The sequence below is a fragment of the Streptomyces spiramenti genome (assembly GCF_012034385.1).
GTDB classification, from domain to species: Bacteria; Actinomycetota; Actinomycetes; order Streptomycetales; family Streptomycetaceae; genus Streptomyces; species Streptomyces spiramenti.
Window position 1 is genome coordinate 31,089 of the sequence record NZ_JAAVJB010000018.1, and the last position, 11,499, is coordinate 42,587.

Below are 11,499 nucleotides of genomic sequence, written 5' to 3' on the forward strand. Positions count from 1 at the left end.
GGGCCGGGTCGCTCCGTGACCGATTCCACCCCTGTGCCGGGCCCGCCGCAGCCGAGTGCTCCGCCCGGGGCGTCCCGGGCGTCTTCCCGGGCGGAGCGGTTCGCCGCACCGGCGCTCATGGCCGGGCCGGTGCTGTTCTTCGCCGTGTTCTTCGGCTATCCGGTGGTCGCGATCATCAGCCGCGGCCTGCGACCGGACGGGCGCTTGGAGCTGGGGCACGTCGGGGAGGTACTCGCCGACGAGGGCATCCGGCAGGTGCTCTGGTTCACCACCTGGCAGGCCGCGGCGTCGACCCTGCTCACTCTTCTCCTGGCGCTGCCGGGCGCGTACGTGCTGGCCCGGTTCTCCTTCCCGGGGAAGCGCCTGCTGCGCGCGGTGGTCACCGTGCCGTTCGTGCTGCCCACCGTGGTGGTCGGAGCCGCCTTCCTCGGGCTCATCGGCCGAGGGGGGCTCCTCGACGACCTCTGGGGCGTGCGGCTGGACACCACCGTGTGGGCGATCCTGCTGGCCCACGTCTTCTTCAACTACGCCGTGGTCGTCCGCACCGTCGGTGGTCTGTGGTCCCAACTCGACCCGCGCCAGGAGGAGGCGGCACGGCTGCTCGGTGTCGGGGCGTTCGGCGCCTGGCGGCGCGTGACCCTCCCGGCGCTGCTCCCCGCCCTGTCGGCGGCGGCGCTCATGGTCTTCCTCTTCACCTTCACCTCCTTCGGCGTGGTCCAGATCCTCGGCGGCCCCGGGTACGCGACCCTCGAGGTCGAGATCTACCGCCAGACGGCGCAGTTGCTCGACCTGCCCACGGCAGCCGTCCTGACCGTGCTCCAGTTCGCCGCGGTGGCCGCGATGCTCGGGGTCCACGCCTGGACCGTCCGGCGGCGGGAGTCCGCACTGCGGTTGGTGGACGGCGCCGCCACCGACCGACCGCCGCGCGGCGCGGGGGAGCGGGCCTTGCTCGCGGGGGTCCTCCTCTCCGTCGCCGCGCTGGTGCTGCTGCCGCTCGGCGTGCTCGTGGAGCGCTCGCTGCGGGTACCCGGGGGGTACGGCTTCGCCCACTACCGGGCTCTCGCCACCACGGAGACCGGCACCTTCGTCGTGCCGCCGCTGGAGGCGGTGGGCAACTCGTTGCGGATCGCAGCCGTCGCCACCCTCATCGCGCTGGTGGTCGGAGGGTCGGCAGCCGCCGCACTCACACGTGGTGCCGGCCGTCTCGTCCGGAGCTTCGACGCGATGCTGATGCTGCCGTTGGGAACGTCGGCGGTGACGGTCGGGTTCGGCTTCCTGATCGCTCTCGACACCCCACCGCTCGACCTGCGCTCGTCGTGGCTGCTGGTGCCACTGGCCCAGGCGCTGGTGGGCGTCCCCTTCGTCATCCGGGTGATGCTGCCGGTGCTCCGCGCCGTCGACGACCGGCTCCGGCAGGCCGCGGCGACGCTGGGCGCGTCGCCGCTCCGCGCCTGGTGGGAGGTGGACCTGCCGCTCGTGCGGCGCGCCCTCCTGCTCGCAGCGGGCTTCGCCTTCGCGGTCTCGCTGGGGGAGTTCGGCGCGACGGTCTTCATCGCCCGCCCCGACGAACCCACACTTCCGGTCGCCATCGCCAGGCTGCTGGGGCGGGCCGGTGAGGCGAACTACGGGCAGGCGATGGCGTTGAGCACCGTGCTGATGCTGGTCTGTGCCGTCACGTTGCTCGCGCTCGAGCGTATCCGCCCGGCCCGCTCCGGGGAGTTCTGATGAAGGAGACCGCCGTGACCCGAGGTCGCCCCGGGCCGACGACCATGCTGGGCCTGGAATCGCTCACGGTCCGCTACGGGGACCGCCCCGTGGTCCACGCCGTCGACCTGGAGGTGGGTGCGGGCGAGACGGTCTGCGTCCTCGGTCCCAGCGGCAGCGGCAAGTCCACGCTGCTACGAGCCGTGGCGGGGCTGGCGCCCCCGGATGGTGGCAGGGTCCTCCTGGGCGGACGGGACCAGGCAGGGGTCCCTCCGCACCGCCGCGGGGTGGGGCTGATGTTCCAGGACCACCAGCTCTTTCCGCAGCACGACGTCGCCGCGAACGTGGGGTTCGGTCTCCGGGTGCGGGGCACGGGGCGGGAGGAGCGGGCGGCACGGGTCGCGCGACTGCTGGAGATGGTCGGTCTCGCCGGCGCCGAACGACGGTCGATCGCGGCGCTGTCGGGCGGCGAGCAGCAGCGCGTCGCGCTGGCCCGGGCGCTGGCGCCGGGGCCGCGACTGCTCATGCTCGACGAGCCACTCGGCCAGTTGGACCGTGGGCTGCGCGAGAGGCTGGTCGTCGAGTTGCGCTCGCTCTTCCGGAGCCTGGGCACGACGGTGCTGGCTGTCACACACGACCAGGGCGAGGCGTTCGCGCTGGCCGACCGTGTGGTCGTGATGAGGGAGGGGCGGGTGGAGCAGGCGGGGTCACCGGTCGAGGTGTGGAGCCGTCCCGCCTCGGAGTTCGTGGCGCGGTTCCTGGGCTTCTCGAACGTCGTGCCCGCGACGGTGTCCGACGGGGCGGCGCACTGCGCCTGGGGCCGTGTGGAACTGGTGGAACCAGCTCCGCACGGCCCTGTCGGCCTCCTCGTGCGACCCGGCGGAGTGCGGCTGGTGGGAGGCGGTCCCGCCGGCCCGTCGCCCGGTGACGGGGACGACTCGCCCGCCCCGTTGCGGTCCACGGCAGCCGCGGAGAGCGTGGCCGACGTTTCGGGCACGGGGCTCCGTTGTGAGGTACGGGGTCGCACCTTCCGCGGTGACCACGTCGTCCTGCACCTCGATCCCGAGCGCGGGCCCGCCTTGGAGGCCACCTGTTCGCTGCGGGCGGCGCCCGCGGAGGGGGCGGTCGTCAGGGTGTGCATCGACCCCGAGGAGATCGTCCTCCTGCCGTCCAGCAGTTGACCTGGCATCACGCGTACGTGAAGAAAAAGCAAAGTGATGAAAGTTTTCGTCTGGACGGACCCAGTTCGGCGATCTAAATTGTCAGGCCGAGCGGCGTTGACCGGAACACGCCACCACTGTCCCAGGAGTTCTCCCGTATGAGACGCATCCTGCCCACCCTCGCCGCCGGCCTCGGGCTGCTGGCCTCCAGTCTCGTGTTCGCCGGTCCCGCCGGTGCGGCGCCCGCCGGCGACGACCGACCCGAACAGTGGCGAAGCTACTGGGTCGACGCCTTCAACGAGGGCCTCTACACCCCGGAGCAGGCCGCGCGTACCGTCCAGGACGCCCTGGACATCAACGCCAACGCCCTCATCGTCCAGGTCGGCCGGCGTTACGACTGCTTCTGCAACCGCGCCGCCTACCCGAGGACGGACGCCGCGGTCGACCCGGCGCCGTACGACCCCCTCGACGAGATCATCGAGCAGGCGCACGCCGCCGGCCTCGAGGTCCACGCCTGGGTCAACGTCAACACCCTCTGGAACAGCACCACCCCGCCCCGTTCACCCGACCACGTGTACAACCAGCACGGCCCCGACGCCGAGGGTGCCGACCGCTGGCTGAACAAGAAGGCCGACGGCACCGAGGTCCAGGGCGCGAACGTCTACGTCGACCCCGGTCACCCGGACGTCTCCGACTACATCGTCAGCGCCGTCAGCAGCATCGTCAGCGAGTACGACGTGGACGGCGTCAACCTCGACTACATCCGCTACCCGGACCACAACTCCACCACCACGCACAGCGACTGGGGCTACAACGACGTCTCCGTCGCACGCTTCCAGGAGGCCGCCGGCCGGTCCGACGTACCCGAGCCGGACGACGCGGAGTGGACAGAGTGGCGCCGCGACCAGGTGACCGGCCTGGTGCGCAAGCTGTACCTCACCATGTGGGACATCGACCCCTCCGCGCGGCTCTCCGTGAACGCCATCACCTACGGCAACGGCCCGCAGGCGGTCGGTGGATGGGAGAACACCCGCACCTACGGCGAGGTCCTCCAGGACTGGGTCGGGTGGCTCGACGAGGGTGTCGCCGACACGGTGATGACGATGAACTACAAGCGGAACTGGCAGCCTGCCCAGCAGCAGATGTTCACCGAGTGGTCCGAGTTCATGGCGGACAACCAGAAGGGCCGCCAGACCGTCAACGGCCCCGGCCTCTACCTCAACCCGGTGGGCGACAGCCTCGCCCAGGCGTTGCAGGCGCTCGCCCCCACGGCGGCCGGAAACACCGTCGCCGGATGGAGCGGGTACGCGTACGCCAACCCGAGCAGCACGCACGTCGACGGCAGCTGGCAGGACCGGTCCGCCGAGCGGGACGCCCTCACCGAGGCTCTGACGCAGGGGCCGCAGGCGCCGTTCGCCGAGCCGGCCGCGGTGCCCGCCATGGGCTGGAAGGACGCCCCGTCCGAGGGCCACGTCACCGGTCGCCTCGCGGTTCGCGGCGGTGGCGTGCTCGACCAGACCACGGTCACCCTCAAGCCCCTCACCAACCGGTCCCAGCCCGTGACCCGCACCACCGACGGTGACGGCTGGTTCGGGTTCGCCCACGTCGACCCGGGGGTCTACCTCGTCACGGTCGACCTGCCGCGGGGAGTGGTGGGCGCGCCGGTGACCGCGGTCAAGGTCAATCGGGGCGAGGTGACCGAGGCGCGTCTCGGCAACTACCTCGACCTCTCCTGAGACGACCGCCGGGGCCACGGGGCGGCGGCCCCGTGCCCCGGCGGGCACGACGTGTGGGGCGGGCCCCGGAGAGGGTCCCGCCCCACACGTCGTCGCGGTCCGGACGACCGGCCGTTCCGAACCGGGTCCGTCAGCCGGGGAGCGGCAGCGCGAGCAACAGGGCCGTCAGCCACGTCAGCGGCGCGAAGACCGCGAAGAGGGCGCCCGCCCGCACCAGGCGAGTGCGGCGCAGCAGCCGGGGAGATGCGCCCAGTTCCCGCAGCGTCCGGGTGACCGGGGTGCGGGCCGTGCGCAGCGTGGCCGCCGTGGTGAGCGCCGCGCCACCCACCGCGACGAGGACCACTGCCGCTCCCAGGGCGCCCAGGGCACCGAACGGGGCGGTGCCCGCGCCCCCGGTGCCGAGCCCCACGACGACGGACAGAGCCGCCAGGGTCACCGCGACGGTGCCCAGCTGCATGCCCAGCCGGGCCGCGTCCTTCTGCAGGCTGCGCCCCGCCAGGAGGCGCAACGCGCCGGGGCTGCCCAGGGTCAGGAGCCGGGAGGCCGCCTGCGCGAGCCCCGGGGATGCGAGCATCACGCCGGCCAGGCTCAGCCCCCAGCCCGCAGGGACCCCCGAGGGGACGCCGGCGAGCACCCCGGGCAGGTTCGCCTCCGCGTCTCCCGAGACGGCCGCCGCGTAGCCGCTGACCGCGGCGCCGGCCGCGATGAGGGCGGCGCCCCACGGAAGAGCGGCGGTCGCGCTGGGGCTCTCACGCCCGGGCACCGCCAGGGCGGCGGCGAGTGCGACGGTGACCGGGACCAGCGCCAGCAGGGTGAGCGCCCCGCCCAGAGGTACGCGTCCCGCCTCGACGGGGAGCCCCAGGGCTGTGCCGTCGAACAGGGCCGGTGAGCCGAGGCTGCCGGCGAGCTGGAGGAAGAGGAGCAGCGCCAGCACTGTTCCGACAGCGGCTGCCAGGGTCGTCGAGAGCGCCGCGTGCGCGCGCTGCCGCGCCGCCCCGAGGCTCACCGCGTCCAGCGCGGAGCGCGGTTCGCTGACGGGATCGGCGCGTGCCACCGAGGCGGCCAGCTGTGCTGTCGCGGCGATGGGAAGTGCGCACCACGCCAGGAGCGCGAGCCCCTGGGTGGCGTTCTCCGGCGCGGCTGCGGCGTGAGCGAGCGCGGCGAGCAGCAGGAAGCCGGCACCGCCGGCCGCGCAGGCGAGGGCCAGCCGTCGCAATTGTGCGTGGGGCCGCGCCCCGCGCACTAGGCGGAGAGAGAGCATGCGGAGCCCGTCGCGGAGTTCTTGTCGTCCAGGTCGGTGACACGTCCGTCGAGCAGTCGTACCGCCCGGTCCGCCAGCGGCGCGACCTCTTCCTCGCGACCGCTGATCACCGTCGTGATCGCGTGGGACCGTGCCGCGGCCACCAGCGTGCGGAGCGCCTGTACCCGGTCCCCCTGGTGCAGTGGCGCGGCGGGCTCGTCGGCGAAGAGCACCGCGGGTTCGTGCACCAGGGCCCGTGCGATCGCCACCCGCTGCTGGCGGTGGCGGGGCAGTTGTGACGGGCGTTTGCGTGCGCAGTCCCCGGCGTCCAGCCGCTCCAACCACTCGGTGGCGGCGCGGCGGGCCTTGCGGTAGCCGGTGCCGTTGAGCAGCAGCGGAAGCGCGACGTTCTCCCAACCCGTCAGCTCGGGCAGGAGTTCGGGGGTGTCGGAGACCCTGCCGAACCGTTCACGGCGGAGCCGGTCACGTACACCGGCCGGGAGTTCGTGGACGGGGATGTCGTCGAACCACACCTCTCCGCGGTGCGGGAGCAGGCCCGCGAGGCACCCGAGAAGGGTGGTCTTGCCGCTGCCGCGAGGGCCGGTCAGGGCGATGATCTCGCCCCTGGCGACCGACAGTTCCACGTCCTGGAGGGCGGTGGTGCCCTCGCGGACGCAGTGGAGTTCGCGTGTCCACAGCATGTCGTTGTCGGATGAGGCGGCGCTCACCGGGGCACCTCCGCTGGTCGGCAGGTCAGCGACAGTACCAACGCGACATGTGGGATCAGGGTCACGTAAACGGTCGTGCCGCGATAAACGCGGCAGAAGCAGCCGTATGGGGGTGTTCGGTGCGGTGATGTCGCGCATTCGTGGCCTCCGCGACGAAAAGAACCAGCCAGACCACCTTTCACAGGCGGCTTCGCTGTGTCACCGACCGTGAGCCGCAGAATTTCTTGCGCGGGGGTGCGAAGGCAGCGGTTGTTCCGGTGTCCAACCGGGGGTCGCGTGCATAGGCTGGGGGCTCCAGACCCGTGCAAGGCGAGCAGGAGGGGTGCCGTGACCAGCGAACTGCGTCGGCTCCGCAACTACATCGACGGAGAGTTCCGGGACGCCCGGGACGGCCGGACCACCGAGGTGGTCGACCCGGTGACGGGCAGGGCCTACGCCACCGCGCCGCTCTCCGGTGCCGGCGACGTGGACGCGGCGATGGCCGCGGCGGCGGCCGCCTTCCCGGGGTGGCGCGACGCCACCCCGGCGACGAGGCAGCTGGCGCTGCTCCGCATCGCCGACGCGTTCGAGGAGCGCGCCGACGAACTCCTCGCGGTGGAGTGCGAGAACACCGGGAAACCCCTGGAGCTGACGCGGCAGGAGGAGCTGCCGATGATGCTGGAGCAGATCCGGTTCTTCGCAGGTGCCGCACGCATGCTGGAGGGGAAGTCCGCCGGCGAGTACATGACGGGGCTCACCTCCTTCGTGAGGCGGGAGCCCGTCGGGGTCTGCGCGCAGGTCGCGCCCTGGAACTACCCGGTGATGATGGCGGTGTGGAAGTTCGCCCCGGCCCTCGCGGCGGGCAACACCGTGGTGCTGAAGCCCTCGGACACGACTCCCGCCTCGGCGGTCTTCGCCGCGGAGCTCATCGGCTCGGTGCTGCCCAAGGGCGTCTTCAACGTCGTCTGCGGCGACCGTGACACCGGTCGGCTGATGGTGGAGCACGACGTCCCGGCCATGGCCTCGATCACCGGCTCCGTGCGGGCGGGCATGGAGGTCGCCGCCAGCGCGGCCAAGGACCTCAAGCGGGTCCACCTCGAGCTCGGCGGCAAGGCCCCGTGCCTGGTGTTCGGCGACGCGGATCTCGACGCCGCGGTCGAGGGCATCCGTGACGCGGGCTTCTTCAACGCCGGACAGGACTGCACGGCCGCGACCCGCGTCCTCGTCCAGGACTCCGTCCACGACGCGTTCGTGGAAGCACTGGTCAAGGCCGCGGGGGAGGTCCGGACGGGGGACGTCACCGACCCCGACTGCTTCTACGGGCCGCTCAACAACGCCGGCCATCTCGAGAAGGTCGCCGGGTTCGTGGACCGGCTCCCGGCCCACGCCAAGGTCGAGACCGGCGGGCACCGCGTCGGGACCGAGGGCTACTTCTACGCCCCGACGGTGGTGACGGGGTTGCGGCAGAACGACGAGATCGTGCAGAACGAGGTGTTCGGGCCGGTCATCACGGTGCAGCGCTTCTCGGACGACGCGCAGGCCCTGGAGTGGGCGAACGGTGTCGACTACGCGCTCGCCTCCTCCGTGTGGACGGCCGACCACAAGCGCGCCATGCGGATGTCGAAGGAGCTGGAGTTCGGCTGCGTGTGGATCAACACGCACATCCCGCTCGTGGGCGAGATGCCCCACGGCGGCTTCAAGAAGTCCGGCTACGGCAAGGACCTGTCCGCCTACGGCATGGAGGACTACACGCGGGTGAAACACGTGATGACGGCCCTCTGAGCCAGGGATGAGAGGTCCCACCGGTCGGTTCTCCCGAGTCGTGGCCCGGCGGGTGGATCCGGGGGCGGGGCCCGGGCCGGGTAGCCGGTACGCCGAAGCGTGACCGACACCTCGGGGGCCGGTGTGTGCGGGCCGCGGCCGACGGGACGGCCGCCCCGCCCCGTCACGCAGCGCGACACGACCGCCGAGGTGCCTGTGGGGCGGATGTTGGCCGGATGGGCGTGTGTGGCGCGAACGCGTACTTGCTACGTTCGGTCGCTGTCCCGACGCGCTGGGCCACCCAACCGGCGCGGAGGGCCCACCCCCACATCCGAAGGGACCCCCATGCGCAACCTCATCCGGAACCGCACCGCCACCCGTCTCGCCGTCGTTCTCGCCGCCCTGGGCATGTTCGCCGGTGGCGCCGCCACCGCCGCTGCCGCCGACCAGCCGCAGGTGAACAACTGCGACCCGGTCCCCGGCGGGTGGCTCTGCTGATCCACGCCACGTGACGCGCGGTGTCACGACCCCGCACGGGGCCGTGGCACCGCGCCCCGTGCGGACCGCCACCCGGCACGCCCCGAGCGCCCCACGGCTCGGCTGACGCTCAGCCCTGGAGCAGGTCGCCGGGCCTGCCGCCGAGCTGGTCGATCTCCTGGCGCAGCACCGCGACGCGATTGCTGGTGACGGCGTCGACCCCCAGCCCGATGAGCCGCCGCATGGTGCGCCGGGTGTCCGCGGTCCACGCACCGACGAGGTAACCCCGCTCGTGTGCGCGCTCCACCAGCTTCCGGTCGACCAGCCCGAACCGGAGGTTGAGCCACGACGGCGCGATGTCGGCCAGCAGGCTCCGGCGGATCGGGGTCGGCAGCTTCCAGGTCAGCGCGATGTCCGCGCCCGGGTCGTGCTCCCGTACGGTCCGCAGCGCCGCCGGGTCGCCGCAGTACCTCACCCGCCCCATGGAGCCGTCCTCCCGCACCGCCGCCACGGCTTCGCGCGCAGTGGCGATGTCGGGGTCGGGCAGGTCGATCAGGGTCAGCTTGGGAAAGGTGGCCGCCAAAGCCTGCCGCAGCGTCGGAATCGACCCTTCGCAGAGCTCGGTCACCTCCGCGAGGGTGAGTTCCCGGAGCGCCCGGTCGTGGCCCCAGATCCGCTTGAGTCCTGCGTCGTGCAGCACCACCGGGACATCGTCCCGGGTGAGCCTGACGTCGAGTTCCACCGCGTCGGCGCCAGCGTCCGCTGCTGAGCGGAACGAGGCCAGCGTGTTCTCCGGGTGGTGGAAGGGGTCGCCCCGGTGGGCGATCGCCAGCACGGGGCGGGCCTCTGCCTGCGCCCCGTGGGCCGTCACGTCGGTTCCTGGGTGCGTCGCCATGACGTCAGGTAAGCGTCGATCTCCTGCGAGAGGTGTGATTTCGCGGGCGTGTCGAGGAAGGAAGCCCGAACCGCGTTCCTGGCCAGGCCGGCCACTCCCGCTTCGTCCAGGTTCAGCAGCTCGGCTGCGACGAGGTACTCGGTGGTGAGGTCGGTGCCGAACATGGGCGGGTCGTCGCTGTTGACGGTCACCGGGACCCCGGCGGCCACCAATCGGGGCAGCGGGTGGTCGGCGAGGGACGGGGTCGAGCGGGTCGCCACGTTGGAGGTCGGGCAGACCTCCAACGTGATGCCCCGCTCGGCGAGGTGCTGCAGCAGCCGTGGGTCGTCGACCGAGCGGATGCCGTGGCCGATGCGCTCGGCGCGCAGCTCGACGAGGGCGTCCCAGACGGACTGGGCGTCGCTCGACTCGCCGGCGTGCGGCACGCTGTGCAGCCCTTCGGCGATCGCGCGGTCGAAGTACGGCTTGAACTGACCGCGGGGGACACCGATCTCCGGCCCCCCGAGACCGAAGGAGACCAGGCCCTCGGGGCGAAGCTCACAGGCCATGTGCGCGGTCGCCTCCCCGGCGGGCAGGCCGAGTTCGCCGGGGATGTCGAAGCACCACGCGAGCTGCACGTCGAGGTCGCGTGCGGCGGTCGCCCTGGCGTCCTCCAGGGCTTCCATGACCGCCTCCTCGGGGATGCCGCGCTTGGTCATCCCGTACGGGGTCACCGTGAGCTCGGCGTACCGGATGCGCTGGGCGGCCATGTCCCGCGCGACCTCGTAGGTGAGCATGCGGACGTCCTCGGCATCGCGGATGAGGTCCACGACCGATACGTAGACCTGGATGAAGTGCGCGAAGTCGCGGAAGGTGAAGTACTCGGCCAGCGCGGCCGGGTCCTTGGGGACGGGGGAGTCCGGGTGCCTGGCGGCCAGTTCCGCCACGATGCGCGGTGAGGCCGAGCCCACGTGGTGCACGTGGAGCTCGGCCTTGGGGAGGCCCGCGACGAACGCACGGAGCGTGGGACGTTCCGGTGGACTTGCCGGGACCTGGTCCATGGGTGACTCCTTCGGTGGCGGTGGGGCCCCGGGGCTCTGTCGCCCAGAGGAGGGCCACCGCTCGGGCGGCGCAGTCATGGTAGGTCGCCGCGCCGCTCCCGCTCCCGTCGGCCTCAGGGCGGCACTCCTCGGTACGCACATGTGATGCAGGTCACGCTCATTTCTTCGTCGCGTGCCCTGAAAGCGCGTAAGGAACGGTCGGTCCCGCTCTCTGACTTCCGACGGCACGCGGCCCACGGGGCCCGACGGGAGGAGAGCGGCGATGAGCAGGTCGGTCGGTGCGGGGGGAGCGGTTCGGTGGTTGGCGGCGGCAGCGGCTGATCCGGAGCGGTGCCGCAGGCAGTGGGCGAGGCGCGGGGGAGGGGCGGCGGAGCTCTCTGCGGGAACGCTGTGGGACGTCCTGATCCTCCCTTCGCGCCTCGGGGTCGATGCGCTGGCGGTGTTGCACCGGACAGGTGGTGGGCGGGGCCCCGTCCTGCTCGACCGGGTCGCCGGGACGGTCAGCTATCTTGTCCCGCCCGGGGCCGCGGGGGGCTGGGTCGGGACAGGCGTGCGCACCCTGGGTGCGGGTGCACGGTTGATCGCGCCCTGTCCGGACGCCGCGGGAGGTGACCTGCGCTGGCTCGTGGCGCCGGACGGGACCGGGGAGCTGACCGACCTCGGACTGTTGGAGTCGGCGATGCACGAAGCCGTCGCCCTCGGCGTGCGCCGCACGGGGCCGGAACGGCGAGCCGTCCGGGTGGTTCCACCGGGGCCGGCTCGCCGCGCTGCTTCCGCCC

At 72.5% G+C, this 11,499-nt stretch carries 9 protein-coding genes and 1 pseudogene; 6 read left to right on the forward strand and 4 right to left on the reverse strand.

What is annotated here, in order from left to right; all coding sequences use genetic code 11:
• Positions 1–117 precede the first annotated feature (117 nt).
• From HCJ92_RS04425 to HCJ92_RS04435, 3 genes are all read left to right on the forward strand, one after another.
• Positions 118–1,725, forward strand: a complete 1,608-nt coding sequence (locus HCJ92_RS04425) for an ABC transporter permease (protein WP_167932085.1) — start codon at positions 118–120, stop codon at positions 1,723–1,725.
• Positions 1,725–2,885: an ABC transporter ATP-binding protein gene (locus HCJ92_RS04430; RefSeq protein WP_245240576.1), complete on the forward strand. Its 1,161-nt coding sequence runs from the start codon at positions 1,725–1,727 to the stop codon at positions 2,883–2,885. The genes HCJ92_RS04425 and HCJ92_RS04430 overlap by 1 nt, the downstream gene beginning before the upstream one ends.
• A gap of 137 nt (positions 2,886–3,022) precedes the next feature.
• Complete coding sequence (locus HCJ92_RS04435; RefSeq protein ID WP_167932077.1) at positions 3,023–4,600, forward strand: family 10 glycosylhydrolase; 1,578 nt, start codon at positions 3,023–3,025, stop codon at positions 4,598–4,600.
• 130 nt (positions 4,601–4,730) lie between these two features.
• On the opposite strand, the gene HCJ92_RS04440 is transcribed toward HCJ92_RS04435, so the two are convergent.
• Together HCJ92_RS04440 and HCJ92_RS04445 are read right to left on the reverse strand one after the other, a co-directional pair.
• Positions 4,731–5,816 carry a hypothetical protein gene (locus HCJ92_RS04440; RefSeq protein WP_245240577.1) on the reverse strand — a complete coding sequence of 362 codons (1,086 nt, stop codon included), beginning with the start codon at positions 5,814–5,816 and terminating at the stop codon, positions 4,731–4,733.
• Between the two features lie 26 nt (positions 5,817–5,842).
• Positions 5,843–6,541, reverse strand: a complete 699-nt coding sequence (locus tag HCJ92_RS04445; RefSeq protein WP_167932087.1) for an ABC transporter ATP-binding protein — start codon at positions 6,539–6,541, stop codon at positions 5,843–5,845.
• A 354-nt stretch (positions 6,542–6,895) separates the two neighbouring features.
• On the opposite strand from HCJ92_RS04445, the gene HCJ92_RS04450 reads away from it, so the two are divergent.
• Complete coding sequence (locus tag HCJ92_RS04450) at positions 6,896–8,329, forward strand: aminobutyraldehyde dehydrogenase (protein WP_167932079.1); 1,434 nt, start codon at positions 6,896–6,898, stop codon at positions 8,327–8,329.
• 324 nt (positions 8,330–8,653) lie between these two features.
• The gene (locus tag HCJ92_RS04455) at positions 8,654–8,806 is read left to right on the forward strand and encodes a hypothetical protein (protein ID WP_167932080.1); all 153 of its coding nucleotides are present in this window, start codon (positions 8,654–8,656) and stop codon (positions 8,804–8,806) included.
• 109 nt (positions 8,807–8,915) lie between these two features.
• Here HCJ92_RS04455 and HCJ92_RS04460 read toward each other — a convergent pair whose 3' ends face one another.
• Positions 8,916–9,680 carry a glycerophosphodiester phosphodiesterase gene (locus tag HCJ92_RS04460; protein ID WP_167932081.1) on the reverse strand — a complete coding sequence of 255 codons (765 nt, stop codon included), beginning with the start codon at positions 9,678–9,680 and terminating at the stop codon, positions 8,916–8,918.
• Positions 9,653–10,720, reverse strand: a complete 1,068-nt coding sequence (locus HCJ92_RS04465; protein ID WP_167932082.1) for an adenosine deaminase — start codon at positions 10,718–10,720, stop codon at positions 9,653–9,655. The genes HCJ92_RS04460 and HCJ92_RS04465 overlap by 28 nt, the downstream gene beginning before the upstream one ends.
• A gap of 550 nt (positions 10,721–11,270) precedes the next feature.
• Here HCJ92_RS04465 and HCJ92_RS25540 point away from each other — a divergent pair.
• Positions 11,271–11,499: pseudogene (locus HCJ92_RS25540) on the forward strand (hypothetical protein); the annotation flags it as partial.

Coding starts and splice junctions, on each gene's coding strand:
- HCJ92_RS04460 (WP_167932081.1), bottom strand. CDS start 9,680: ATGGCGACGCACCCAGGAACCGACGTGACGGCCCACGGGGCGCAGGCA.
- HCJ92_RS04430 (WP_245240576.1), top strand. CDS start 1,725: ATGAAGGAGACCGCCGTGACCCGAGGTCGCCCCGGGCCGACGACCATG.
- HCJ92_RS04435 (WP_167932077.1), top strand. CDS start 3,023: ATGAGACGCATCCTGCCCACCCTCGCCGCCGGCCTCGGGCTGCTGGCC.
- HCJ92_RS04465 (WP_167932082.1), bottom strand. CDS start 10,720: ATGGACCAGGTCCCGGCAAGTCCACCGGAACGTCCCACGCTCCGTGCG.
- HCJ92_RS04425 (WP_167932085.1), top strand. CDS start 118: ATGGCCGGGCCGGTGCTGTTCTTCGCCGTGTTCTTCGGCTATCCGGTG.
- HCJ92_RS04445 (WP_167932087.1), bottom strand. CDS start 6,541: ATGCTGTGGACACGCGAACTCCACTGCGTCCGCGAGGGCACCACCGCC.
- HCJ92_RS04455 (WP_167932080.1), top strand. CDS start 8,654: ATGCGCAACCTCATCCGGAACCGCACCGCCACCCGTCTCGCCGTCGTT.